Annotated in this window: 23 protein-coding genes; 11 read left to right on the forward strand and 12 right to left on the reverse strand. The window is 51.4% G+C overall.

The features are described 5' to 3' along the window. The first annotated feature begins 2 nt into the window (after positions 1–2). Complete coding sequence (locus BMZ51_RS20120) at positions 3–317, forward strand: ArsR/SmtB family transcription factor (protein WP_074882271.1); 315 nt, start codon at positions 3–5, stop codon at positions 315–317. Between the two features lie 28 nt (positions 318–345). Here the strand turns inward: BMZ51_RS20120 and BMZ51_RS20125 are convergent, their stop codons facing one another. The 8 genes from BMZ51_RS20125 to BMZ51_RS20160 form a co-directional block, all read right to left on the reverse strand. Continuing rightward, a complete protein-coding gene (locus tag BMZ51_RS20125; protein WP_068010341.1) occupies positions 346–1,869 on the reverse strand; it encodes a multicopper oxidase family protein in 1,524 nt (507 codons plus the stop codon). 232 nt (positions 1,870–2,101) lie between these two features. After that, positions 2,102–3,316, reverse strand: a complete 1,215-nt coding sequence (locus tag BMZ51_RS20130; protein WP_068010343.1) for an NAD(P)/FAD-dependent oxidoreductase — start codon at positions 3,314–3,316, stop codon at positions 2,102–2,104. 444 nt (positions 3,317–3,760) lie between these two features. After that, positions 3,761–5,083 carry an alpha/beta hydrolase family protein gene (locus tag BMZ51_RS20135; protein WP_068010345.1) on the reverse strand — a complete coding sequence of 441 codons (1,323 nt, stop codon included), beginning with the start codon at positions 5,081–5,083 and terminating at the stop codon, positions 3,761–3,763. A gap of 264 nt (positions 5,084–5,347) precedes the next feature. Continuing rightward, positions 5,348–6,013 carry a cysteine hydrolase family protein gene (locus BMZ51_RS20140; RefSeq protein WP_068010347.1) on the reverse strand — a complete coding sequence of 222 codons (666 nt, stop codon included), beginning with the start codon at positions 6,011–6,013 and terminating at the stop codon, positions 5,348–5,350. Between the two features lie 13 nt (positions 6,014–6,026). Next, positions 6,027–6,524 carry a MarR family winged helix-turn-helix transcriptional regulator gene (locus tag BMZ51_RS20145; protein ID WP_139201435.1) on the reverse strand — a complete coding sequence of 166 codons (498 nt, stop codon included), beginning with the start codon at positions 6,522–6,524 and terminating at the stop codon, positions 6,027–6,029. Between the two features lie 120 nt (positions 6,525–6,644). Further along, on the reverse strand, positions 6,645–8,126 hold the full coding sequence (gene gatA / locus BMZ51_RS20150) for an Asp-tRNA(Asn)/Glu-tRNA(Gln) amidotransferase subunit GatA (protein ID WP_068010350.1): 1,482 nt from the start codon (positions 8,124–8,126) through the stop codon (positions 6,645–6,647). 45 nt (positions 8,127–8,171) lie between these two features. Next, a complete protein-coding gene (gatC, locus tag BMZ51_RS20155) occupies positions 8,172–8,459 on the reverse strand; it encodes an Asp-tRNA(Asn)/Glu-tRNA(Gln) amidotransferase subunit GatC (RefSeq protein WP_068010352.1) in 288 nt (95 codons plus the stop codon). Positions 8,460–8,611: 152 nt separating this feature from the next. Then, positions 8,612–9,829, reverse strand: a complete 1,218-nt coding sequence (locus tag BMZ51_RS20160) for an MFS transporter (RefSeq protein WP_068010354.1) — start codon at positions 9,827–9,829, stop codon at positions 8,612–8,614. An 81-nt stretch (positions 9,830–9,910) separates the two neighbouring features. Here BMZ51_RS20160 and BMZ51_RS20165 point away from each other — a divergent pair, with 81 nt between their 5' ends. The 3 genes from BMZ51_RS20165 to BMZ51_RS20175 all read left to right on the forward strand — a co-directional run bounded on the left by BMZ51_RS20165 (position 9,911) and on the right by BMZ51_RS20175 (position 12,184). Then, the gene (locus BMZ51_RS20165; protein ID WP_068010355.1) at positions 9,911–10,876 is read left to right on the forward strand and encodes a GlxA family transcriptional regulator; all 966 of its coding nucleotides are present in this window, start codon (positions 9,911–9,913) and stop codon (positions 10,874–10,876) included. A 36-nt stretch (positions 10,877–10,912) separates the two neighbouring features. After that, the gene (locus BMZ51_RS20170; protein WP_068010357.1) at positions 10,913–11,464 is read left to right on the forward strand and encodes a TetR/AcrR family transcriptional regulator; all 552 of its coding nucleotides are present in this window, start codon (positions 10,913–10,915) and stop codon (positions 11,462–11,464) included. Positions 11,465–11,710: 246 nt separating this feature from the next. Next, a complete protein-coding gene (locus BMZ51_RS20175) occupies positions 11,711–12,184 on the forward strand; it encodes a YHS domain-containing (seleno)protein (protein WP_068010359.1) in 474 nt (157 codons plus the stop codon). Between the two features lie 82 nt (positions 12,185–12,266). Here the strand turns inward: BMZ51_RS20175 and BMZ51_RS20180 are convergent, their stop codons facing one another. Continuing rightward, positions 12,267–13,004 (reverse strand): metal-dependent hydrolase, encoded by a 738-nt coding sequence (locus BMZ51_RS20180; protein WP_068010360.1) that lies wholly within the window; start codon positions 13,002–13,004, stop codon positions 12,267–12,269. A gap of 130 nt (positions 13,005–13,134) precedes the next feature. Continuing rightward, complete coding sequence (ung, locus tag BMZ51_RS20185) at positions 13,135–13,812, reverse strand: uracil-DNA glycosylase (protein ID WP_068010362.1); 678 nt, start codon at positions 13,810–13,812, stop codon at positions 13,135–13,137. Between the two features lie 142 nt (positions 13,813–13,954). Here ung and ruvX point away from each other — a divergent pair, with 142 nt between their 5' ends. Further along, on the forward strand, positions 13,955–14,443 hold the full coding sequence (ruvX, locus tag BMZ51_RS20190; RefSeq protein ID WP_068010364.1) for a Holliday junction resolvase RuvX: 489 nt from the start codon (positions 13,955–13,957) through the stop codon (positions 14,441–14,443). 175 nt (positions 14,444–14,618) lie between these two features. Beyond that, positions 14,619–15,557, forward strand: a complete 939-nt coding sequence (locus BMZ51_RS20195; RefSeq protein ID WP_068010365.1) for an AEC family transporter — start codon at positions 14,619–14,621, stop codon at positions 15,555–15,557. Here BMZ51_RS20195 and BMZ51_RS20200 read toward each other — a convergent pair. Next, a complete protein-coding gene (locus BMZ51_RS20200; RefSeq protein ID WP_082825733.1) occupies positions 15,542–17,197 on the reverse strand; it encodes an acyl-CoA dehydrogenase family protein in 1,656 nt (551 codons plus the stop codon). The genes BMZ51_RS20195 and BMZ51_RS20200 overlap by 16 nt on opposite strands. 133 nt (positions 17,198–17,330) lie before the next feature. Here BMZ51_RS20200 and BMZ51_RS20205 point away from each other — a divergent pair, with 133 nt between their 5' ends. Genes BMZ51_RS20205 through dprA form a run of 4 tightly spaced genes read left to right on the forward strand, consistent with a single transcriptional unit; the run spans position 17,331 to position 21,445 of the window. Continuing rightward, positions 17,331–18,290, forward strand: a complete 960-nt coding sequence (locus tag BMZ51_RS20205) for an aspartate carbamoyltransferase catalytic subunit (protein ID WP_074882269.1) — start codon at positions 17,331–17,333, stop codon at positions 18,288–18,290. An 11-nt stretch (positions 18,291–18,301) separates the two neighbouring features. Next, the gene (locus BMZ51_RS20210) at positions 18,302–19,606 is read left to right on the forward strand and encodes a dihydroorotase (RefSeq protein WP_068010367.1); all 1,305 of its coding nucleotides are present in this window, start codon (positions 18,302–18,304) and stop codon (positions 19,604–19,606) included. A gap of 22 nt (positions 19,607–19,628) precedes the next feature. Beyond that, positions 19,629–20,246, forward strand: a complete 618-nt coding sequence (plsY, locus tag BMZ51_RS20215; protein WP_068010369.1) for a glycerol-3-phosphate 1-O-acyltransferase PlsY — start codon at positions 19,629–19,631, stop codon at positions 20,244–20,246. Positions 20,247–20,251: 5 nt separating this feature from the next. Then, positions 20,252–21,445, forward strand: a complete 1,194-nt coding sequence (dprA, locus tag BMZ51_RS20220) for a DNA-processing protein DprA (protein ID WP_068010371.1) — start codon at positions 20,252–20,254, stop codon at positions 21,443–21,445. A gap of 12 nt (positions 21,446–21,457) precedes the next feature. On the opposite strand, the gene BMZ51_RS23945 is transcribed toward dprA, so the two are convergent. After that, on the reverse strand, positions 21,458–21,688 hold the full coding sequence (locus BMZ51_RS23945; RefSeq protein ID WP_139201436.1) for a hypothetical protein: 231 nt from the start codon (positions 21,686–21,688) through the stop codon (positions 21,458–21,460). A gap of 292 nt (positions 21,689–21,980) precedes the next feature. Here BMZ51_RS23945 and topA point away from each other — a divergent pair, with 292 nt between their 5' ends. Then, positions 21,981–24,773: a type I DNA topoisomerase gene (gene topA, locus BMZ51_RS20225; protein WP_068010373.1), complete on the forward strand. Its 2,793-nt coding sequence runs from the start codon at positions 21,981–21,983 to the stop codon at positions 24,771–24,773. Positions 24,774–24,793: the final 20 nt, after the last annotated feature.

The following is a 24,793-nucleotide window of genomic DNA, read 5'->3' on the forward strand; positions in this document are numbered from 1 at the left end:
ACATGGATAGATCAATACAAATTAAGGCCATTTCCAGCGATCCCCGCCTTACAGTCTTAAGACTTCTAAAAGACCCGCAAAAGAACTTTGGGCATCAGCAGTCTGCCGATCCAGCTGAATTTGGCGTCTGCATGACGTTAATCGCACATGCATTGGAGATTGCTCAGCCTACAGCCAGCAGACATTTGGACATCTTAAAACAGGCTGGCTTTATAACGGCACGAAGACACCTCAAGTGGTCCTATTGCAAGCGTAATGAAGCTGAAATTATGGAGTTCCTGAGCTGGCTGGGAGACGAGATCTCCCCGCACGCATAGACTGGTTACGCCCTCCAAAGCACTGAAGTTAATTCCTCAACAATTCGCGCTCATTTACAACGTAACGCACCGGCTGCATCATACCCACGGCCAGGTGCCAGATATTATGACAATGGAAAGCCCACATACCCGGGTTATTTGCCAAGAACTCAATGGTCACCGTCTGACGTTTGGGCACCCAAACCGTATCCATGACAGGCGCATTCCTATCATCAGGACCACCCAAAACCCTGAATGTGTGACCATGAAGATGCATCGGATGCGCCATTTCTGTGCGGTTGATCATACGCAGCTGCACCACATCTCCGCGCCGCACATCCAGATAGGTCTTTTCTGGATCAGGTCCTGCAAACTCCTCCGGCCAGTAATGATCATTCATCATCCACTCATAGGCTCGCATATCACCAGATAAGAGCACGTCATAAATCTGCCCCACCTTCCGGCCAAAGCCAGAGGGCTCAAAGGAGGTTAGGCTCCTGAAATCAACCGTCGCACCTTCAAATTTTGCCCGATCTTTGTTCACTGCAGCTTTTACATCTTCAGTATGGATCACCCCTAAACACTGTTTATTGTCTCCAAGGGCTGCTGCATGAATAGTATAACTTCCGCTCTCCGGCACATCCACCAGCACATCATAGCGCGCTGAGGTTGGTACAATCACCGCTCCCCCCTCAATTGGCTTCATGCGGTTTCCATCCACCTCAATGACGGTGAATTTCAAGCCATCAATGCCGATCTTGAAAAAGGTGCTGCCGGAGGAGTTGATAAGACGAAGGCGAAGACGCGCCCCTTTCTTGACCTTGAGCGTCCAGGGGTCGGAGTTTGGGTTACCGTTCAACGTGTAGCCTACATTGAGCACATCAATATCAAAGGTCTCACCCTTGGTAATCTCATAGGCCTCCTTAACCTTTGGCCTGGCCTTACCAGCCCTCAGGTCCTCGATAGTCTCCTTAGGCTCTGCCGGAGGTATATCGCAGAACATCAGCACTTCATCATGATCATAGGAATATGGATTAATACGCGCATCAATAATAAGCGACCCCAAAAGGCCGTACTGCTCCTGCGCTCCAAGATGTGAGTGGTAGTAGTAACTACCTGATTGAACCAGCGGAAACTCATAGTACTGTGATGTGCCCGCTGCAATGGGCAACTGCGCAATTTCAGGCACGCCATCCAACAAGGAGGGCAACAACAAACCATGCCAGTGAATACAGGTCGACTCTCTCATACGGTTATTGATTAGAACACGGAACATATCGCCTTGCGTGTAGCGAATTGGTGTCCCCGGCCATGTGCCGCCCACAAGCAGCCCTCGCAGGTCGACCCCATATTCTGAATAGGTATTTTCATCCACATCCAAGGTAAAGTCAGGCTTGCTTACACCCGCATCCAGAAGCGATTTAGCACAAGCTGACGGCTCAGGTGGCGTGGCCGAACCTGACGCACTTTTGGGCTGGTTAGCTTCAGCACTCCCTGGAATGAGCGCAACAGCACCTGCAGCAAGTGTGCCGCTGGTGCTGGTTTTCACAAAATCTCTACGGCTAAGCTTCATGGGTACACCTGCGCCTTTGGCAAGCCAGTGCTACACACCCTGCTTAGGCTCTCAAACCAGACTGCCTGACACACACAAGCAGCCAAAGCTATAACCCTGACACGAATGAGCGAGCACAACTCAAGTTGGGAGCACGTAAAAAGGCACCTGCTCTCCTGCGAATTGAGAGAGCAGTTTAGGTCGGAAACGCCTATATTTCCCTAGTATCTTCGGAAGGATTATAAGAAACGGATCATGCACCAATCAAACGATCAGCGCCCATAGAACCCAGAGCAAGAGAACTTGTAAGACCCGGGCTTTCAATACCCATATAAGCCACAAGCCCTGGCACACCGTGGGTTTCTTCACCCCAAATGGCAAAGTCAGCAGCCTCAGCACCTGCAGGAACCAGTTTTGGACGAATGCCGGAATAATCAGCCTGCAAGCTACCATCGACCAAATCAGGGTAGTATTTACGGATCTGCGCATAAAACTGCTCGACCCGCGCCTCGTTTACTTCGTAGTCAATCTCATCGATCCACTCCACATCCGGCCCAAAGCGCGCCTGGGTGCCCATATCCAATGTCAGATGAACACCAAGTCCGCCTGGTACTGGAACCGGGTAAATCAGGTGTGAGAACGGAGCATCACCTGGAAGGCTGAAATAGTTGCCTTTTGCGTAGTAAAGCTTCGGAACAGCGCAAGACATATGCCCTGCCAACTTGCTAAGCATTTTGTTGGAGTGCAGACCTGCCGCAATCACCAGCTCATGACAGGTAATCGCATAACCATCCTTCATAACAACGGTAAACCCATCGCCCTTAAAGTTCTTGGCAACGAATGCATCGTGCTCATCATCATCAAGGTGCTGGTCAGCTGCCTCAAGGTCTTCTTCTACCAAAATGTCAGCGCCCATCAGTTCGCTTGGGCGCATTCCGGTTTCAATCTGCGTCACCTTTGTCCCAACAACAACAAGTCCGCCATGTGCCTCTAGTCCACCTTGAAGCGCCATCATGTAGCTGTGACTATCCACAATGCCTGTGGAGGGAGAAAACAGGGCACCCTTACACGCAAGATTGGGCTCAAACCCTTGTGCTTGCGCCTCATTCAGCACCAACAGATCTTCTACACCATTGGCATTTGCACGCGCGCGAATACCATCCAGCATTGAAACCTGACTATCTTCGGTTGCAACAATCAACTTGCCAACACGCTTGTAAGGCACGCCGAATTCCTCACAAAAGGAATAAAGCATCTCTTTACCCTGCACGCAGGCTTTTGATTTTAATGAGTTTTTCGGGTAGTAAATCCCAGCATGGACAACCTCTGAGTTGCGAGCGCTGATTTCAGAGCCGATGATTTCGTGCTGTTCAAGCACAATAACTTCTCGTCCCCTGCGCGCCAGCTCATAAGCCGCGCTCAATCCCACAACCCCTGCACCGATTACGATGCACTCAACGTCTGCCATGCTATTCCTGTTTGCTCTCTTATTGCTGGGAGACAAACCCATAACACATTACGCAGAAATCTAAACAATATACCCACAGCCTTTCCCGCATTAATCCCCAAGGCAAATGTGTACATTTCACGTCTCTATGTCTTGAAATCGCAAAACACCCCACATCTAGTAAACACCTAATATATAACTGCGCAGATACATCAGAAATTAGCAACAAGCATCGATTGAACGCTTATTTTTGGTGCGAGCATAAAGCCAGGAATGCGCGTACAGCGCACGCCCAACAACCCGCGCAATACAACACTCTTAGAAGGCAACCAGAAGTTTTCCACTTAGCCGCCATTTCGCCAAATAACAGGCCATGCACAGCAGGCCAAGCCTGTGACGTCACACAAAAAAGCGCGGCAAAGAAACTCTGCCGCGCCCTGTTTCATACTTAATAGGTAAAGAGCGTTACTTGCTCGCCTTCAGCCATTCAAACCGCAATCCTTTGGCAGTGCGATCTGAAAATCCCTTCCAATAGGTATGCTCGGAGGAAAAGCTACCGTCCTCTTCTTTTGACCACACACCATTGTTGGAGGATGCAACCAAGTCCAGATAACCGGCTTTATCTTCCTCCCCCTTAATATAATGGCCCATCCATGCGGTTACGAAGTGTTGAGCGACATTGTTCATACGCACACTGTCCCAAACCGCATCAATGTAGTGTTCGCTCACGTTAAAACCAATGTCATCATCATACTTGTAAGACTCTACAGGCGCTGGCATCGGCGCTCCGGCATTATGGTTGGCATGCTCATATGTCAGCAGTGCACGATCGACAGAAGAAGCTTCCTCCCAGATTTTGCGAACACCATCTTCATATCCAGACACGTCATCTTGCGAGCCAGCAACAAACAGCATCGGGATCTGCACACCTTTCAGCCCATCGGCATCCCAAAAATCACGGGCACGACCCCAAGGTGCAAACGCGACAGCAGTTTTAATGCGCGGATCGATAAGGGCGCCATGGCTTTCACTGCCAGCAAGATGAACGCCTAACGTACCATGCGGCGCGCCCCAGCTTAGGTCCACCGCCTGCTGCGTCACACCTCCGCCAGCGGTAATCACCGCACCATAGCCACCCATGGAATAGCCGACCAAACCAGTTGAGCTGGTATCAACCTGCCCCGTCAAAAAGAAGTCATCATCCTTGGAAAGACGCTCAATCTCATTGAGCACAAACACCTGGTCCAGTGAACGGTTCACCAAGGTGGACCCGAAGGCCGCTTTATCCCTATAAGTGCTGTCTTTGTGATCGATAGAAGCAACCACATACCCCATAGAGGCCAGATTTTCGGCCAGGTGTGCAAGCAAGTAGCGGTTACCTGGATATCCGTGACTAATCAAAACAAGCGGGTAAGCTCCACCAGCAGGTACAGCATCACGATGAGCCTTACCCTCCAGCTCTACCTGCGTTTTCCCGTCACGCAAATAGGTTTGCAAAGTTGTACTGCCTTGACTATCAGCCTGCGCAGGATACCAGAACTCCACAGTGAGTGGGCGATCATAGCGAGGCAGTTCCAAGGGCTTGGTCGCGCCAGGATCTAACGCAAGAATTTCTACCTGATTTGCGTGAGTAAACTCTAAAGTACGCACCCCAATTGTATGCTCGCCATAGGCAGCCAGCTCAGGGGCATCTGGACGCTGTCCGTCAATTCTATTGTCCGCGACCGCACCCACAGGCAAAGCCCCAATCAAAGCCGTAAGGCACACAACTTTTTGTAAAGACGTCATCAGTCTCCCCTCCCAATCAATAGCCTATTACGTATTATTACTGATCTCTATCATACGAAACAAGCGTGGAGCGGACCATGTTGAGTACTATCCAACCATCAAAGCGTATTCTTTTTTTGAGGCAATTTGTTAACGATAATCTACATTTCATTGCACCAACTTAATCATTGCGCCTACCACACAAAAAAAGACCTCTCAAAAAGCAAGGCCCAAGTCTTAGGGACCTTGCGTAATTTGAGTTGTGTAGCCCTTGGCTATTCATGATCAAGCAACAGCATGCGCTTTCGAACTCACAAGATGAGCGCCCTTCGCAACAATCTCATCCCGGCATTTTAACCAGGCCTTTTGATTGATAGAAAGCAATGCATCCTGCTCCAGATCGACCACATACCCACGCCTTAAAGCCCCAAGAGCGGTACTCTTCACACAGTAACAGCCATCCAGACCAGTAAGCCTCAGGCGGCCCACTTTGTGGATCTTCAAAAAAGCCCCCAGCGCTGGGTTCGAAAAAGCATCTCCCACATGTTTGATGAACTCAGCATCTGCCTCAAACGCAAGCCGCGGATCTAATCCCAGTCCATCAGATTTTCTCGTTCCAAGACCCTCGCCCAAAAGGGTCATAACGCTATTTGCAAAAGCGCCTTTAAAAATCTGACGAATAACAATCACAGGCTGCCCTTGCCTTCGGGCATCCTCTACCAGCCCATTAATGCGCACAAGCCTGTCTTCTACATAGCCCTCAGGCCACTGCCGTTTTGGGGTGCTCTTGGTAAAATCATCCTGCACATCAATCACCAGCAGCGCCGTTTTATTTTGGCTATTGCGTTCAACTGCCCCACGCCTGACCTGCGCCCGCACACGCAGCCGCCGCAAAACACTATATCCAAGACCAACCAGCAAAAGCAGCGCCACACCAAACCAAATTTCCATAGGATTCTCCCAATCACCCCTGAGCCATTGCAGAAAATCGGGCAAGTAAAGCCCGCTGCACTTTAAGGTGCGCTCGCACCTCTTCTTCGCTCAGGCTTTGTAGCAAGTCTTCAAGAACAGAAACCTCAGCCTCCCGGATCGCTTCGATCGCATCGCGCCCCTTCTGCGTCAGCACGTAGTAGTGAGAACGCATATGAGCGGGATTTTCCCGGCTTTCCAAAAACCCGGCAGTTTTGCAGCTTGCCAGAACACGGGCCACAAACTGGCGCTTCAAATCCAGCCGCACCGTGATAGCGGGCGCCGTCAACGCCCCCTCACTATTAAGCAGGGTCTCCAGGACCGCCCTTTCCCCCACGCTCACACCAAACGTTTGCGAGGTCACATCAACCGCATTGGTGATATGGCGCAACAATGGCCGCGTAATTTGAATTCCCTCATAAAGCATATCCGCCAATGAGGCCTCAGCAGGCTTCTCTTTCTCTTCCATAAACAAGATCAAAACAGTTGCCATCGATTCTGTCAACTCAGTTGACAAGAAAATAACAATCACTCCGTACACGCACAACCAAACACAAAAAGGCCCCGGATCTCTCCGAGGCCTTTCTCATTTCATAGCAGCAAGCGCTGAGGCTTATTTGCTCCACCAATTGGTGGAAGGCTCAAAGCGGCCAGCAGCTTGCTCGATCACATCACCAAGCTGGAACAGTGTACCTTCATCAAACGGCTTACCAATCAGCTGAAGGCCAAGTGGAAGACCATCTTTATTGACACCAGCTGGGATGGAGATGCCCGGTACGCCTGCCATGTTCGCAGTCACTGTGAACACGTCGTTTAGGTACATGGTCACCGGGTCAGTGATCTCACCTGGTGCGAAGGCGGCATCTGGCGTGGTTGGGGTCAAGATTGCATCAATGCCGTCTGCCCAAACAGTGTCAAAGTCCCGCTTGATCAGGGTCCGAACTTTCTGCGCTTTCAGGTAATACGCATCGTAGTAACCAGCGGACAGAACGTATGTACCGATCATCACACGGCGCTTCACTTCGTCGCCAAAGCCAGCAGCACGGGTGTTTTCATACATTTCAACAATGTCATTGCCCGGTACGCGCAGGCCGTAACGAACACCGTCATAACGAGCAAGGTTGGAAGACGCTTCAGCTGGAGCCACAATGTAGTAGGCAGGCAAAGCATACTTGGTGTGCGGCAGAGAAATCTCAACGATTTCAGCGCCAGCATCTTTCAGCCATGCAATACCTTGCTGCCACAGCTCTTCAATAACAGCCGGTGTGCCATCCATGCGGTACTCGCGAGGAATACCGATCTTCATGCCCTTGATAGACTTACCGATAAAGCTCTCGTAATCTGGCACAGGCGCATCAACAGATGTTGTGTCTTTTGCATCAACTGACGCCATAGACTTCAGCAGGATCGCGTTATCGCGAACTGTGCGGCCAATCGGACCTGCCTGATCAAGGGAGGATGCAAACGCCACCATGCCCCAGCGGGAACAACGGCCATAGGTTGGCTTAGTGCCTACAGTACCTGTCAGCGCAGCAGGCTGACGGATAGAACCACCAGTATCCGAAGCCGTTGCAGCAGCACACAAATGCGCAGCAACAGCAGAAGCGGAGCCACCAGAAGAACCACCAGGAACCAATGCTGTGTCGCTGCCGTTACGGCGCCATGGGTTCACAACGTTGCCGTAAAAAGACGTCTCGTTGGAAGAGCCCATCGCAAACTCATCCATGTTGAGCTTGCCAAGCATCACAGCGCCATCGTCAAACAGGTTCTGCGTAACGGTGGATTCATATTCTGGCTTAAAGCCATCCAGAATGTGAGAACAGGCCTGTGTGTGCACACCCTTGGTCGCGTAAAGATCTTTAATGCCCAGCGGAATACCTTCCAGCGGACGCGCTTCACCAGCAGCGATTTTCGCATCAGAGGCTTTCGCCTGCTCACGGGCAATATCGCCAGTTACAGCAACATAGGCATTGAGTGCTTCATTGCCAGCCTCAATCGCACCAAGGTAGCTCTCGGTCAGTTCACTTGCAGTAAATTCGCGGGCAGCAAGTTTATCACGCGCCTCAGCGATCGTCAGTTTGGTAAGATCAGTCACTTAAGTAATCCTTGAAAAGGGATAGGGTCAGGCTTCGCGCGGCGCTTATTCAACAACCTTAGGCACGGTGAAGAAGTTGTCTTCATGCACAGGCGCGTTGGACACAATTTTGTCCGCGTAACCACCATCACTCTGGTCATCAATACGTTTCTTCATGAACTGCTCAACAACAGAGGTCATTGGCTCAACGCCATCAATGTTGACCTCATCAAGCTGCTCAACAAACCCAAGGATTACGTTCAGCTCACCGGTCATGGTTTCAGCCTGTTCCTGCGAAACCTTGATGCGGGCAAGCCCGGCAACACGCTTCACCGTGTTCAGATCTACCGACATTTTATTCTCCACTTGAAGCTCTGCCCGTACAATCAAAGCACAGAGCGACCAAAAAACTCTGCATCGGAATATACGAATAAAAACGGCAGAACAATCACCGTCCTGCCGTTCATCCCTCTTATTCTTATATTTACGGTACCAATTAGGACCGTTTATTGAACCACAAGCCCAGATCTTCGCCCCAAAAAGCTTTCCACGACCAACCAAAGCGCAAGGCCCAGCAAGAGCGGCAAAGCTACAAGAGACAGCCAGGCCCACCCAACAGTGCTGAACAAAATGCCTGTCGAAAGCGCACAAACAGCTGACACCAGCGCCACCACCGCATCATTTGCACCTTGCGCCATGGGCGCATCACCTACAGAAACCACTTCCACCAGTCGCGATGAGGCCCCAATGAACCCGAAGTTCCAGCCGATACCCAGCAAAACAAGCGCCACATAAAACGCCCAAAGCTCAACGCTGAGCGCTCCAACCACACCGGCACCCGCAAGCATCAGCAACCCCAGCACCATAACCGCAGTTGCACCGACCCGATTGATGATGAAACCCGTCACAAAACTAGGCCCGAACATGGCAACCAAATGCCAGCGGATCACATCACTGGATTGCAAAATGGAAAACCCACAAAACTCCATTGCCAATGGTGTCGGAGACATCTGCATGGTCATAAAACCGAAGGAAAGCCCGCCACATGCCGTTGCGCCCCACACAACCGGGCGCCGCAGCACCCTAAGGGACGTCAACAACCCCGCGCTTTTCCCAGTACTTGCAGCACTTGGAAGCTGCAACCCAAACACAGGGAGCGCGCCAACAACGGCAATCCCTGCAAGCGCTAGGTAACTCCCCACAAATGGAATCACACCGCCAACATCTTTAACAACGCCCACAAGAGAAGGCCCGACAAAGGCTGAAAGTAACCCCATGGACATACTCAGCGAGATCGCCATAGGTTTCCATTTAGGGCTAGCACTATCGGAAGCTGCAAACCGCATAAACGAGTAGGCAGCAGCGGCGATACCAAGCAGAACATGCCCTGCAAGCAACACACTAAACAGATCAAAAACAAGCGCATAAACGCACAGCAATGCACCAACAATGCTCAAGCCCACACCCAGCAAAATACCACTCTTGCGCCCATACCGCCCCATAAACAATGAAATAGGAGCCGCAAACAGAAAGTTGCCAAACATCTGCAACGCCAGCGGGACCGTTGCCATCGCTGGATGTGGTGCCAGATACGAACCAGCCAACGCACTGGTTGCGATCAAAATAGGCATTTGCATTGATAAGACCGCAGTCGCCACCAAAATAAGCGGGAAGTTGCGAGCCTTGTGGTGTGTCTGCGCCATCACGGCCTCTGAAAACCCCATAACCGTTCCTCAAATTCACTTTGACTGCAACCACCATACGCCCTAGGACTAATGGCAGTTAGGTCATTAAAGCTTCAGATCATGCCAAACACATACACCCACAAGATACGCTGCATAGATGCAATTGTTTATGACGGTATCAACCTTCTGGATTTAGCTGGCCCCATGCAGGCGTTCTGGACAGCAGGTACCTATCGTCCAGGATATCAGTTCAGGGTCCTATCCGCGGACGGGAAGCCAGTTGAAACCCAGCCCGGCATCAAAGTGGCTGTTGATGGTGAATTGGCGCAGTGGAACAAAGAGGCTGACCTTCTCATACCTGGAGGCATGGTTGATCAGGAAATAAGCGCTGGCACCTTCACGCCTCTCCTCAAAGAAGCAGCCTTGCGTAAATCAGATACCCGTATCATCTCAATCTGCTCTGGTGCGCTCATTCTAGCACAAGCTGGCATTTTGGACGGCAAACAAGCCAGTACACACTGGAGCCGGGCCTCAATGGCGCAAGCCTCCTATCCGGGCGTAGATTGGGAAATCAATAAACTGTTCGTCCAATCCGGCAACATCTACACCTCCGCAGGCGTCACCGCTGGTATTGATTTGGCACTGCATCTCATTGAGAGCGATCTAGGCTCAGCAGTTTCACTCAAAACAGCGCAGGAACTGGTGGTTTATCTACGCCGCAATGGAGGGCAAGCGCAGTTTTCCGCTGCCCTGTCTCTGCAAGCTGCCGGTCAGTCTAACATTGCAAAACTATCAGAACTCATTTTGTCCCAGCCCGCAGCAAACTGGACGATTGAGAAGATGGCTCAATCCTCTGGTGTATCAACACGCACATTACACCGCCGGCTTAAAGAAGACATTGGCACCACGCCCGCGCTCTTTGTAGAGAATCTGCGATTGGATATTGCAAGATCTGCTCTGCTGAAACAAACCTCAATAAAGCAAGCAGCTCACCTTTCCGGCTTTGGGCACATTCAAAACCTGCGCCGTGCTTTTCAACGAAACTTCGGCATCACACCCACTGAGTATGTTGAGAGGTTTTCATGATAACGCCCACTCATCGCTGCAAAGCGTTGTCCTCTTATGTCTAAGCAAAACACACCAAGGGGCCGCCCGCAAAACAAGGAGCTGACACGTCAGGTTCTGTCCCAAACCCTCATAGCGCTTGCCAATAAGGGCTATAACGGCACCTCAACCCAGCTCATTGCGGAAACTACAAACACATCCAAACAGGCACTTTATCGGCGCTGGCCTAGCAAGGCAGCGCTGGCAACAGATGCCCTGCGCAATGGGTTCCGTCTGGTGCCTCCAACCTATCCCGGCATCTCATCCTTTCAAAATGATTTGCAAGAGGCCATCACAAACATCTTGACCGCTCTTCATGATACGCCATTAGGAAATGCATGGCTTGCTCTGCTCTCTGAGCCAGCATTGGCCGAAGAGCTCGCACTCATCGAAGGCGAGCAGCGCACACACCTAAGGCAAATCTTTGTCTATTGGAACTCTACCAGTATGATGGAGACAAGCATCGACCAGCTCATGGGCTTTTTGTTCTTCACCACTCTCATACGCAGAAGAAAACCATCAAGCGAAGAGATCTCGTCTATCCTGCAAGGCATCGCACAGCGTTCCTGACCCTAAAAGCAAGCCCGCTCCGCGCGTTCCAAAGGCTGCAAAATCATAGCTTTCGGCGCGTGTTTGAGGCGTGTTTTAGTAAGTCACAACCAAGTCGCAAAACGGTGAAGAAGCGTTATTGGTCATAATTTGAAGCATCCCGCATAGTGTTTTCACACATAGTTAAAAACCAATGACTGAACCTAACCCTCAAGTAAATGGAACAGGCCAGACTTGTTCCTGGATGAAAGCCGGCAGGAGTAGCCCATGACGTTAAAATCCTCAGCTCTCGCAATTGGGCTTGCACTATCAGTACTTATAGTTGCGCCAATAACAGCAATTGCAGATGACATTACCAATTTTGTTGAAGACGGCTATGCGATCAAAGGAACTGATCCGGTTGCCTACTTCGTCGACGGAAAACCGGTACCTGGCAAGAAGGAATATTCAACACAATATCAGGGTGTAACCTGGCTGTTCTCTTCAGCAGAAAACCGCGACAAATTTCAACAAGACCCAGCTAAGTACGCACCTCAATACGGCGGTTGGTGCGCAACTGGTGTGAGTTTTGGGCTAAAAATCCCGATCCAACCAGAGCAATGGAAGATCGTTGACGGCAAACTTTACCTGAACGCACATGCAGGTGCCCAGCGTCATTTCCTAAAAGACCCTGAGGCCTCCATTACCAGAGCAAATGAAAACTGGCCCGACATAAAACACAAGCCAGAAGAAGACCTCTAAGAAAACAAAAGCAGGCTACCCTTTAAGGCAATAGGGCCTCGGCAACGGCCGGGGCCTTTTTGCGCGGCGCAAAATCACTGCCTCAAGGAGCAGGTTGAATGCTCTTTACCTCAACCGTCTCACCAGGCTTAAGTGTTGCAACTCGGAATGCATCGTCTCCCATCAACTCAACGAATTCGTCTGCACTTTGTGCCAATTGCGGGAACGTTGCGTAATGACATGGAATAATGGTCTGAAAATCAAAAAAGCGTTCACATGCCATAGAAGCAGTGCGCGCTCCCATGGTGAACCGGTCACCAATTGGCACAATGCCGATTTGGGGCTGGTATATTTCGTTGATCAACTCCATGTCGGAGAAGATATCGGTATCCCCCATGTGTAGCAGAGTTGGTTCGCCTTCAGCCATCACAACAAGGCCCGCCGGATTTCCCAGATAAATATCGGCAATGCTGCCTGGAGTATCGCAGGAACAAGCGGAACTATGGACTGCGTTGGTCAAGGCCACACCGAATGCGCCCATATCTACACAGCCACCATGGTTCATGGGGTTAATATTCTCCACCCCCTTATCCTGTGCCCACATACAAATTTCCCAGTTGGCAGTCAGCGTTGCTCCGGTCTCTTTCAAGATATGGATCGCATCGCCCACATGGTCATTATGGCCGTGGGACAGAAGCACATGGTCAACGCCCTTACTCACCTCTTCAATACTCAACCCTTCAGGGAAAGTCGGGTTATCCGTCAAAAACGGGTCGATGAGAAGGGTTGCCCCGGGGATGTGCACTTTGAACGCAGAATGGCCAAAAAACTGTAACTCCATACGACTACCCCCACATCGGAGCCCTTCGAAAGGCACCCTCAAGATACTTGAAATATCAATTTATCATAGTAAGGATTTAGTTACACAACCCTTTAAATCAAAGAAGTAGATAAGGGCCAACCTAAAAATCTCACAGTACTTTCCAATCAATTTCAGGCAGCCCGCACTCTTTGAGGTAGCTGTTGGTCTTCGAAAAGGGCGCAGAGCCAAAGAAGCCGCGCCTTGCTGATAAGGGGGAAGGATGCACGCTCCTCAACACCAGATGCTTTTGCTCGTCAATCAGTGCAATCTTGTTTTGCGCATGAGCCCCCCAAAGGATGAAGACAAGGTTTTCTCTGCGTTCAGAAAGCCCTTTGATTGCAGCATCAGTAAATTGCGCCCATCCCTTTTTGGAATGCGAGCCAGCTTTAGCCGCTTCCACGCTCAAAGAGGTATTAAGCAACAAGACCCCTTGCTCAGCCCAATGCGTCAGACAACCATGCAAAGCTGGCTCAATGCCAAGGTCGCTCTCCAGCTCCTTGTAGATATTGCGCAGCGAGGGCGGCAGCTTCACCCCTTTACGCACAGAAAATGAAAGGCCATGCGCTTGCCCTTCACCGTGATACGGATCTTGCCCAAGAATGACCACCCGCACATCCTTCAGCGGCGCAGCATTAAACGCAGCATAAATATCCGTCTCCGGTGGGTAAACGACTTTCCCATCCGCAGCCTCCGCCTCCAAAAACGCCTGAAGCTTCTGGAAGTATGGCTCGCTCATCTGGGGAGCAAGCACGCTCTGCCATCCCTCTTCAAACTGTACCTGCACCACACATATCCTTATCCATTTATGACTTTGCTATATGACCCTTATCAGAACCCTAGCCGCAGAGTTTAACAGCATGCGCCATGTCCCCGACAAAAGTTTAGATTATCTGCTTGGCCTCAACCACCAGCCGTGTTAACTCGCCGCCATGGCTAACCATCCAACACTTTCTCTCGAAGATTTCTGCGACTCGCTTTATGACGATGACCGCCTGATCGGCATCGACCTTGGAAGCAAGACAATCGGCCTGGCTCTGACAGACACAGGGCGCCAGATTGCCTCTCCGTTTGAGACCATAAAACGAGCAAAATTCACGCAGGATGCGGATCGCCTGCTGGAGATCTGCCGCGAACATGGCGTCTATGGCCTCGTGATCGGCTTGCCGTTGAATATGGATGGCAGCGAAGGGCCACGTTGCCAGTCAACACACGCTTTTGTGCGCAACTTGAGCAAAAAAACCGAAATCCCAATGACGTATTGGGATGAGAGGCTTTCAACCGCAGCGGTTACGCGCACTCTGATAGAGGCTGACCGGTCCCGCGCACGCCGCGCAGAGCTTGTTGACAAGATGGCAGCCTCGTATATCCTTCAAGGCTTTCTTGATCGCGTCAATTATGGCGGCGTAGCCTTCGAGTAATGGCATCAGCAACAGCCGCATTAATACTTGAGAAAATCTGAGAGACCGCATTCTTTACGCATGAACTCTTTTCAGGCTACGTAAATAGACTGACACCCCACCAAGGTTCAGTCTACCTTCTTACCAGATGCCAGACACAAAAAATGTCGGCACATAGCCTCAAAAAAGTACACGCATGTTTTCAGCCCTGTCGGCCATATTTTCTGTCTTGCTCCTCACAGCCACTGGCTGGTTCTTACATCACCGCAACATCATCCCCACAGAACGCTGGCGGGGAATGGAAGACCTAGCCTACTGGGTGCTGTTTCCTGCAATCATTTTGATCAATGTGGGAACATCAGAATTTTCCGCAATGCCGGTGATGGAAATCGCAATAGCAGTACTTGGAACCTTCATCTCTTTGGCAGTTCTTTGCCTTCTCCTGTCCCCTTTCCTGAAACACCGATTTGCCATCTCCGGTCCACGCTTCACCTCAATTTTCCAGGGTACGGTACGCTGGAACGTCTTCATCGCCATGGCCATCGCGGCCAACAGCCTGGGCGAGGAAGGCGTCGCGCTCATCGCTATCATCATGGCAATCCTGATACCAGCAGCCAACCTGCTGTGTGTGACAGTACTTGCAATTTATGTGGGAGGGTCCCTACCAACGCCCTTAGCCTTGTCAAAGGAGCTTTTGAAGAACCCGTATATTCTCAGCGTTGCAGCAGGGGCTATCCTCAATGCCTCAGATATCGAATTCCCTGAGATCATTGCTAACTACCTCACATTTTTGGGAAGCGCAGCACTGCCAATCGCAGTGCTTTGTGTCGGAGCTGCGTTAGATCTTCAGGCTTTAAGACGCCCTGGACCTGCACTGACGACGGCCCTGTTGATGCGTAATATACTCGCGCCAACCATCGCCCTGTGCTTTGTCATAGTGCTTGGTTTGGATGAAGTTTCTGCAACCATCGTTATACTTGTATTTGCGGTTCCATCTGCAGCGGCAAGCTATGTACTTGCAAGAAAAATGGGCGGCGACGCCAAACTGATGGCCGAAATTTTGACCCTTCAGACGGTCGCCGCCGCACTTACAATTCCTGGATGTCTATTGATTGTGGCCTACGTGATCGGGTAAAGCCACTCCAAGATGCCCTTAGCATCGTAGCGCGCATCCAACATGCCATAGGTGGAACGCCATTGACCCGCCATCCGCGTCTCAATAAAGGCATTGGCAATTGGCTGCGGTGCAACTTCGTTCAATGCAGCAGCAGCAGCTGTGATCGCCAGCTGCTCGGTCAACAACCGGGCACTGCCCTCATCTTCCAGGCAGGTCCTAGCGGCCGCTTGCAGCACTTCAACCGAAACCTTACCAGCCGGTCCCAGATCAGTTTCCAGCATACCAAGCACATTCATGAAACTATCTGGACTGCGATGCATCGCACGAAGTAAGTCAAGCGCCATGATGTTGCCTGAACCTTCCCAGATGCTATTCACAGGAGCTTCACGATAGATGCGCGAAACATCATGGTCTTCAACGTAGCCGTTGCCACCCAGACACTCCATCGCCTCGGCCGCAACATTCTCCGCGCTTTTACAAATCCAGTATTTCGCAGCTGGTGTAATAATACGCAGGAAGTCAGCAGCCTGACTGTCTGCACCTTCCCGGTCCATGCAATGTGCCAGCTTTAACGCAAGCGCTTCACTGGCCGCCATATCCAAGGACATATCCGCCAGCACCCGCTGCATAAGCGGCTTTTCAATGAGCCGTGATCCAAACGCGCTGCGGTTAGAGGTGTGATGAACAGCTCTGGAAATTGCAGCCCGCATCAACGCAGCAGACCCAATACAACAATCCACACGCGTTGGGGTCACCATCTTCAAGATGGTCTTAATGCCCTTGCCTTGCTCCCCAACAAGGAACCCAACAGCGTTGTTAAACTCAACCTCAGAGGACGCATTGGATTTATTGCCAAGCTTGTTTTTCAAGCGCTGGAAATCCAGTCCGTTGACTTCTCCAGTTTCCAAAATGCGCGGAACAAGGAAACAAGTTGGTCCTTCTTCCAGTTTTGCCAGCACTAGGAAAGCATCGCACATTGGAGCGGAGAAAAACCACTTGTGTCCGTTAATGACATACGTGTCATCTGAGACCTTTTCGGCACGCGTAATGATCTGACGCAAGTCAGACCCACCCTGCTTCTCCGTCATACCCATGCCAAGGCTTGCACCCATTTTCTGGCTGGCAGGACGGAACCGCTGATCATATTTGCGGCTTGCAATACGTTCATTCCAAACTTTGGAAAGCTCAGGTGACTGCGTTAAAGCCATTGCAGAGGCATTGGTCATGGTGACAGGACAAAGGTGCCCGCCTTCCACCTGGCTCATAACAAAATATTTGCGCGCACGATTGAAAAACGCACGCTCCCCACCCGGCTGCATAGATTCAACAGAAGCGCTGTGCAGGCCAGCTTCAAACGAGCGGCGCATCAATGCATGGTAAGAAGGGTGAAACTCGACAACATCCAAACGGCGGCCATATGGATCATGAGTTTTCAACACTGGCTCGTTCACATTTGCCAATCGCCCCAAATCTAGTGCATCTGCGGCTCCACACTGCTCACCAAACTTGATAAGCTCTTCACGTGCAGAATCATTGGACCCAGTGCCACCCAAATCAGCAAGGAGAATTGGGTCACTCTCGGCAAGATTATATCCACAATATGGAGGAGCTTGGTTGATTACTCCGGTCGTCATCGTGGCTTGTGAAACTTTTTCCATTTTTCCTCCCGCGAGTTACCCAACGATTTTGATAGGTTAACCCGAGTGTTGCAACTGAGATTTGCACAATAAATAATATACATCTGTAGAGCTCTTTACGAGCATAGGGTTTCTGCATATTAAAAGGTCTTCGATGAGCAAGAAAACCACACATCGATCCTCCGCGTTCCCGCATCGCCATCTCCTCGGTATCGAGGGATTGCAGCCTCCCCACATTAATTACCTATTGGATCTCGCCGACGAAGCCGTCGAAGTGTCCCGACAGGTAGAAAAGCAGAAAGCAGTTCTGCGTGGGCGAACGCAAATAAACCTCTTCTTTGAGGCTTCCACCCGCACCCAATCTTCTTTTGAGCTTGCAGGCAAGCGCCTGGGCGCGGATGTTATGAACATGTCGGTCTCCACCTCCTCGGTGAAAAAGGGCGAAACCCTGATCGACACAGCAGCAACCTTGAACGCCATGCGTCCTGACTTACTGGTTGTTCGCCACCACGCCGCAGGAGCGGTGCACCTGCTGGCCCGTAAAATTGGCTGTGCAGTCGTAAACGCCGGTGACGGCCCTCACGAACACCCAACCCAGGCTCTCCTCGATGCTCTGACTATTCGCCGCCATAAAGGAACTCTTGGCGGTTTGACAGTAGCCATCTGCGGAGACATCCGTCATTCCCGCGTTGCCCGCTCCAACATCATTCTTCTCTCCAATATGGGAGCACGCGTGCGTGTCATAGCTCCCTCTACACTACTGCCCTCTGGTATTCATAGTATGGGCGTAGAAGTATTCACAGACATGCGCGAAGGACTCAAAGGCTGCGACATCGTCATGATGCTCCGTTTGCAACGCGAACGCATGAGTGGTGCGTTTGTACCATCTGTTCGTGAGTATTTCCGTTACCACGGCTTGGATGCTGAAAAACTCTCCTATGCCAAACCAGACGCACTGGTCATGCACCCGGGTCCAATGAACCGCGGAGTGGAAATTGCAGCCGAAATTGCAGACGGCCCACAAAGCCTTATCCGTGAGCAGGTAGAAATGGGCGTCGCCATTCGTATGGCAGTGCTAGAAGCCCTCGCCAATAACCTTCCTGACAATTCCTAGAGGACACGCGCATGAACAAGAATGTAAGCCCGCTGGTCCTGACAAACGCCCGCATCATTGACCCTGCAAACAACATTGATGAAGCTGGTGCGGTTATCGTTGAAGATGGCAAAATCCTCGCAGCAGGAGCAAGCGCACTCAACCAGGGCGCACCTGAAGGCGCAACAACGATAGACTGCAAAGGGACTGTAGTCGCTCCTGGGCTCGTTGATATGGGTGTGAGCGTTGGTGAACCTGGCGCAGAACACCGCGAAACACTGGAAAGCGCGAGCCGCGCAGCAGCAGCTGGCGGCGTCACAACCATCATTACAAGCCCAAACACCGATCCTGTGATTGACGACCCGGCTCTGGTGGACTTCATGCTCCGCCGGGCACGTGACACTGCACTCGTCAACGTTCACCCTATGGCAGCTTTGACCAAAGGCCTATTGGGCAAGGACATGAGCGAGCTGGGCTTGCTTAAAGAAGCAGGCGCTATCGCCTTTTCCAACGACAGACTGCCCATCTCCAACCCTTCCGTTCTGGTCCGCCTGCTCACTTATGCCCGTGACTTTGATGCACTTGTTGTACACCAGGCAAAAGATACCGACCTTGCAGGCTCAGGCGTCATGAACTCAGGTTTAAGAGCAACCTGGCTTGGTTTGGGGGGCATTCCAAAAGAAGCTGAATTCATCGCCATCGAACGTGACATGCGCCTTTTGGCAATGGCGAAAGGGAAATACCACGCCCGGTTGATCTCTTGTCCTCAAAGTGCAAGTGCGATTCAAAAAGCAAAGGATGATGGGCTTGATGTAACCGCTGGCATCTCCATTAATCACCTCACGCTGAATGAAAACGACATCGGCCCATACCGGACCTTCCACAAAATGTCGCCGCCTCTTCGCACTGAAGATGACCGTCAGGCCATGGTAGAAGCACTGGCAAATGGCACAATCGACATAATAATGTCCGATCACAACCCACAAGATGTGGAAACTAAGCGTCACCCCTTTGCAGAAGCAGAAGATGGTGCGTTAGGGCTAGAAACAATGCTTGGAGCTGGAATGCGCCTCGTCTTGAACGAAGACATCTCACTTTCCAAACTGCTTGCAACAATGACCTGCAATCCAGCTGATCGTCTTGGCCTTCCAGCCGGTCGCCTTTCAAAGGGCGCACCTGCGGACCTGATCATCTTTGATCCGCAAAAGCCATGGATTGTAGAAAAGGAGAAAATTCGCTCCCGTTCAAAGAACACTCCTTTTGAGGACGAAACTTTGACAGGTCGGGTTTTGACAACTGTTGTTGCAGGCGGCATCCTAGATAACGACGCTATGTAAGTGCAATAACCGGAGATTTGCCGTGCCTGAACCAATCAGCTGGTCCTTTGATTTACCCTATTACCTGGCTGCATTGGCCTTTGGCTACCTGCTCGGCTCAATTCCATTTGGCCTGCTGTTTACAAAAATGGCAGGCCATGGCGACATCCGCAACATCGGCTCCGGTAACATCGGCACCACAAACGTTTTGAGAACAGGCAGTAAAAAGTTGGCTGCTCTCACCCTTTTGTGCGACGCCCTTAAAGGCACTACCGCCGTGGTCTTGATTGGCTTTTTCATGGGCAATGAGGCCGCTCTTATTGCAGGCTTGGGCGCTTTTCTTGGTCACCTCTTCCCAGTGTGGCTCAAGTTCAAGGGTGGCAAAGGTGTTGCAACCTATATCGGAATCTTGCTGGGAATCTTCTGGCCCGTTGGCATCATCTTTATCGTAATCTGGATAGCCACGGCTTACATCACCAAGTTCTCCTCCCTGTCAGCACTCGTAGCAAGCCTTGTCACTCCCTTTATTCTGATGGCTTTCGATCAATGGCAAATTGCGCAAATGATGGGATTACTCAGCGTATTGCTATGGGCAAAACATCACGAGAACATTGCCCGCCTAATCAAAGGCAAGGAAAGCAAGATCGGTTCCAAAGGATGAGTTGAATGGAGACAGCCACCAAACGCCGGGCACCACATTTAAGTGACACCCAGCGGCTTGCGTGGCTTCGTCTCATCCGCTCCGAAAACGTTGGACCAACAACCTTTCGCGAGTTACTCAACCACTTCGGCTCAGCACATACTGCACTCGACGCCCTACCAGAACTATCAAGAAGAGGCGGAAAGAAAACCTACCGCCTCTTTTCCAAGGATAAAGCAGAGGCTGAATTAGCAGCCCTTTATAAAATGGGGGCCCGTCTCGTTGCTATGGGAGAGCCCGCTTATCCCCCCTTACTCCGACATATCGATGCGCCGCCGCCCCTTCTGGCAATCCGCGCCAGAGACCCCTTGCAACAAGAGCTCACCGGCACTCAAAAAACACTGGCAATCATAGGTGCGCGTAATTGTTCTGTTGCTGGAGCAAAGTTTGCAACAACACTGGCAGGTGATTTATCAGCTCATGGGTTCACGATCATTTCGGGGTTGGCGCGCGGCATTGACAGTGCAGCCCACAAAGCAGCTCTAAGCGCTGGAACGATCGCCGCCTTTGCAGGCGGAATTGACACCATCTACCCGAAAGAAAATCAGGCCCTTTTTTCTTCCATGATTGCAGCAAACGGGGCAGCGATCAGCGAGATGCCCATCGGCAGAAATCCACGGGCCAGAGATTTTCCACGTCGTAATCGCCTTATCTCAGGAATGTCTCTGGGTGTTATCCTAATAGAAGCTGCAGAAAAATCGGGCTCGTTGCATACCGCGCGTTACGCTCTGGAACAAAACCGGGAGATTCTGGCTGTACCTGGTGCTCCGCTCGATCCTCGTTCAGTTGGCGCAAATAAGTTGATCCAGCAAGGTGCAGCTCTTATTCAATCGGTCGAAGACGTCCTGGAGGTGATAGAGCCCACAATCTCCATGTCATTACCGCTTCATCATGGAATCGATGAGCCTGCGAAGAGCTGGCCAGCACTGGAAGAACTTGAAACCCCAACGACCTTGCACCCCAAAAATGCCAGAGAGCAGGATCGCCAAGCCATCATAGATGCACTCAGTGAAACCCCGATCGATCAGGACGAACTTCTGCGTTTCACCGGCGTCTCGCTGCAAACGCTTCAGCTCATTCTTCTGGAAATTGAGCTGGCAGGCCGTCTGGAACGGCACAAACCCAACAAACTATCGATGATACACGCAGCCTCTAGCTGACATTGACAGTCGCTATTTCGCACCCTTTGTTTCAGGGGCCCCACTGTCCACACCATCTTGTGCCGACAGGATATTCACCTGCGCTTCCGCTTCCTTTTGCGCAAGAACCAGCAAATACCCTAGAAAATCCAGCTTACTTGCCAACGCCATGTCACTTAACTCTCGGGACATTTTCGCGCAGTATTCTGCCACATCGCTTGCTTCGGTTATTCTGTCATTTTTCGGCAACGGGTATTTACGCAAGCTTTCGAGCCTTCTTATGCATCTATGACATAACCCCAGAATGCCAAAAACCCTTTGCAATCTGACGGTTATGGAAACCAACTCCAATATCTTAGGTTGTAACTATTATCAAGCACAACCAAACCTTGACCCAAGGAAAATTAGGGGAGTGTCTTTTCCGCTCTTGACCTATCGGTCTGAAAAGGCCATTTGACAGCCGCGATGTCATCCGAGATTGTATCGGTTCGACTCATGTAAACGGTTTTTGATTTATCAATTCCAAGACGAGATTTACGCGAAAGCCAGGAAATCAATGAACGTAGTCATTGTGGAATCACCGGCGAAAGCCAAGACCATCAACAAATATCTGGGCAAGGACTATACAGTTCTGGCGTCCTACGGACACGTGCGAGACCTTCCCCCTAAGGATGGCTCGGTACTACCCGATGATGACTTTGCCATGTCATGGTCTGTCGATTCTAAATCTCAAAAGCGCCTGTCGGAGATCGCCAGCGCTGTGAAGGAGGCGGACCGCCTTATTCTCGCGACTGACCCCGACCGCGAAGGGGAAGCCATTTCCTGGCACGTTTTGGAAGTCCTGAAAAAGAAACGCGTCCTGAAGGATAAGAAGATTGAGCGCGTGGTCTTCAACGCAATCACTAAAAGCTCTATCCTTGAGGCCATGCAGAACCCGCGCGAGCTGGACGTGCCACTGGTTGATGCCTATTTGGCGCGCCGCGCACTAGACTACCTCGTCGGCTTTACACTCTCCCCTGTTTTGTGGCGCAAATTACCCGGCGCCCGTTCTGCAGGCCGTGTGCAATCCGTTGCCCTGCGCCTTGTATGTGAGCGTGAAGGCGAGATCGAGACTTTCAAGTCGCAGGAATACTGGTCCATCCTGGCAAACCTCAACACCCCACAAAACGCAGCTCTTCCAGCGCGATTGACCGGTTTTGACGGTAAGAAGATTACTCGCCTCGACATCACTTCCGAAGGTGAAGCTACAACCATCAAGAAGATGCTGGAAAGCGCAAGCTTCAACGTGGCAAACGTTGAAAGCAAACCACAAAAGCGCAATCCATACGCACCGTTCACCACGTCCACGCTGCAGCAGGAAGCATCGCGCAAGCTCGGCTTTGCCGCAGCGCGCACAATGCAGGTGGCTCAAAAGCTCTATGAAGGTGCCAACATTGGCGGCGAGACCACAGGTCTCATCACCTATATGCGTACCGATGGCGTGCAGATTGCACAGGAAGCAATTCAAAGCTGCCGCAGTGTCATTGCCTCCCGTCATGGCGATGAGTATGTGCCGGAAAAACCGCGCATCTACTCTGTGAAAGCAAAGAACGCTCAGGAAGCGCACGAAGCGATCCGACCAACCGAACTGACACGCCACCCGCGCGATATGGCCCAGTTCCTTGATGAAGACGGCGCTCGTCTTTATGAGCTGATCTGGAAGCGGACCATCGCCTCACAGATGGCCTCTGCTGTTCTGGAACGCACCACCATTGATATTGACGCAAACGACGGCTCCAAGAAGGCATCTCTGCGCGCCTCTGGCTCAGTCGTGCGCTTTGACGGCTTCCTTGCGCTCTATCAAGAGGGCAAGGATGATGAGGAAGACGAAGAAAGCCGCCGTCTTCCAGCAGTCAATAAAGGCGACAGCCTTGACCGCAAGGGCATTGAGGCCAACCAGCATTTCACCGAGCCGCCACCACGCTTCACGGAAGCGACACTGGTCAAAAAGATGGAAGAGCTCGGCATTGGTCGTCCCTCCACTTACGCAGCAACATTGCAGACCCTGCGTGATCGTGAGTATGTGGACCTGGACAAAAAGCGCCTTATTCCGCAGGACAAAGGCCGTCTCGTAATCGCGTTCCTTGAGGACTTCTTCAATCGCTATGTGGAATACGATTTCACAGCTAGCCTTGAAGATCAGCTCGATAAGATTTCCGCCGGTGATTTGGAATGGAAGGCTGTTTTGCGTGATTTCTGGAATCCATTCCACGAGATTTGCGATGAGGTCATCAAGCGTTCCAATACTGAAGTTTTGGATGCTCTGAATGAAACGCTGAAAGCGCACGTCTTCCCCGTTACTGAAGAAGGCAAAGACCCACGCAAGTGCCCGAACTGTGAGACAGGCCGCTTGTCGCTGAAGGTCTCCCGATTTGGTGCCTTTGTTGGGTGTTCCAATTACAACAAAGAGAAAAAAGACGGCAAGGTTCCTGATGAGGACCCACCACATTGTGGCTATACCCGCCAGCTGGTAAACGGCGGCGGCGAAGCAGAAGCCGGTGTGGATGGAACCAAGGTTTTGGGCATTGACCCTGTTTCCGGATTGGAAGTCTCCTTGCGCCGTGGCCGTTTTGGTCCATATGTGCAGTTAGGCGAAGAAGCCAAACCAAAACGCTCATCCCTGCCCAAAGGCTGGAGTGCAGCGGAACTGGATCTGGAAAAGGCTCTGGAACTGCTCTCACTGCCGCGTGAGGTGGGCGAGCACCCTGAAGACGGCAAAATGATTTCTGCCGGATTAGGACGTTTCGGTCCATTCGTGCTACACGATGGCACCTATGCAAATCTGGATAGCCCGGAAGAGGTGTTTTCCGTAGGCATCAACCGCGCTGTAACCCTGCTGGCTGAGAAGCGCGCAAAGGGTGGCGGACGCGGAGCAGCAGCAAAACCACTCAAAGAATTGGGTGATCACCCAGATGGCGGCGCGATCAACGTGTATGCAGGTCGATACGGCCCCTACGTCAAATGGGAGAAAACTAATGCAACCTTGCCAAAGGACATTGCACCTGAAGCAGTGACGCTGGAGCAGGCAATTGAGCTTGTAAATGCAAAGGCAAGTGCAAAAGGCAAGAAGAAGGCTCCTGCAAAGAAAGCAGCAGCAAAGAAAACAACCGCCAAAAAAGCCGCCCCGAAGGGTGCTTTGAAAGAATATGGCGATCATCCGGATGGCGGAGCAATGGAACTGCGCGACAGTGGCCGCCTTGGCATTCGGATCAAATGGGGCAAAGAGTTCGTCTCTCTGCCTAAAGGAACAGACCCGGAGACGGTAACCCGCGAACAGGCTATTGAGCTTATAAACGCGAAGAAGGGCTAAGACAGCCCACCTGCTCTCCG

This window comes from Pseudovibrio axinellae, assembly GCF_900110875.1.
In the GTDB taxonomy this organism is placed as follows: domain Bacteria; phylum Pseudomonadota; class Alphaproteobacteria; order Rhizobiales; family Stappiaceae; genus Pseudovibrio; species Pseudovibrio axinellae.

Excerpts from the sequence above, each read along its gene's own strand:
- BMZ51_RS20175 (WP_068010359.1), top strand. The coding sequence starts at position 11,711 with ATGACGTTAAAATCCTCAGCTCTCGCAATTGGGCTTGCACTATCAGTA.
- BMZ51_RS20135 (WP_068010345.1), bottom strand. The coding sequence starts at position 5,083 with ATGACGTCTTTACAAAAAGTTGTGTGCCTTACGGCTTTGATTGGGGCT.
- BMZ51_RS20180 (WP_068010360.1), bottom strand. The coding sequence starts at position 13,004 with ATGGAGTTACAGTTTTTTGGCCATTCTGCGTTCAAAGTGCACATCCCC.
- BMZ51_RS20125 (WP_068010341.1), bottom strand. The coding sequence starts at position 1,869 with ATGAAGCTTAGCCGTAGAGATTTTGTGAAAACCAGCACCAGCGGCACA.
- BMZ51_RS20160 (WP_068010354.1), bottom strand. The coding sequence starts at position 9,829 with ATGGGGTTTTCAGAGGCCGTGATGGCGCAGACACACCACAAGGCTCGC.
- ruvX (WP_068010364.1), top strand. The coding sequence starts at position 13,955 with ATGGCTAACCATCCAACACTTTCTCTCGAAGATTTCTGCGACTCGCTT.
- gatC (WP_068010352.1), bottom strand. The coding sequence starts at position 8,459 with ATGTCGGTAGATCTGAACACGGTGAAGCGTGTTGCCGGGCTTGCCCGC.
- BMZ51_RS20165 (WP_068010355.1), top strand. The coding sequence starts at position 9,911 with ATGCCAAACACATACACCCACAAGATACGCTGCATAGATGCAATTGTT.
- BMZ51_RS20205 (WP_074882269.1), top strand. The coding sequence starts at position 17,331 with ATGAGCAAGAAAACCACACATCGATCCTCCGCGTTCCCGCATCGCCAT.
- BMZ51_RS20200 (WP_082825733.1), bottom strand. The coding sequence starts at position 17,197 with ATGGAAAAAGTTTCACAAGCCACGATGACGACCGGAGTAATCAACCAA.
- BMZ51_RS20145 (WP_139201435.1), bottom strand. The coding sequence starts at position 6,524 with ATGGCAACTGTTTTGATCTTGTTTATGGAAGAGAAAGAGAAGCCTGCT.
- dprA (WP_068010371.1), top strand. The coding sequence starts at position 20,252 with ATGGAGACAGCCACCAAACGCCGGGCACCACATTTAAGTGACACCCAG.
- BMZ51_RS20140 (WP_068010347.1), bottom strand. The coding sequence starts at position 6,013 with ATGGAAATTTGGTTTGGTGTGGCGCTGCTTTTGCTGGTTGGTCTTGGA.
- BMZ51_RS20130 (WP_068010343.1), bottom strand. The coding sequence starts at position 3,316 with ATGGCAGACGTTGAGTGCATCGTAATCGGTGCAGGGGTTGTGGGATTG.
- BMZ51_RS20120 (WP_074882271.1), top strand. The coding sequence starts at position 3 with ATGGATAGATCAATACAAATTAAGGCCATTTCCAGCGATCCCCGCCTT.
- BMZ51_RS20195 (WP_068010365.1), top strand. The coding sequence starts at position 14,619 with ATGTTTTCAGCCCTGTCGGCCATATTTTCTGTCTTGCTCCTCACAGCC.
- BMZ51_RS20210 (WP_068010367.1), top strand. The coding sequence starts at position 18,302 with ATGAACAAGAATGTAAGCCCGCTGGTCCTGACAAACGCCCGCATCATT.
- topA (WP_068010373.1), top strand. The coding sequence starts at position 21,981 with ATGAACGTAGTCATTGTGGAATCACCGGCGAAAGCCAAGACCATCAAC.
- BMZ51_RS20170 (WP_068010357.1), top strand. The coding sequence starts at position 10,913 with ATGTCTAAGCAAAACACACCAAGGGGCCGCCCGCAAAACAAGGAGCTG.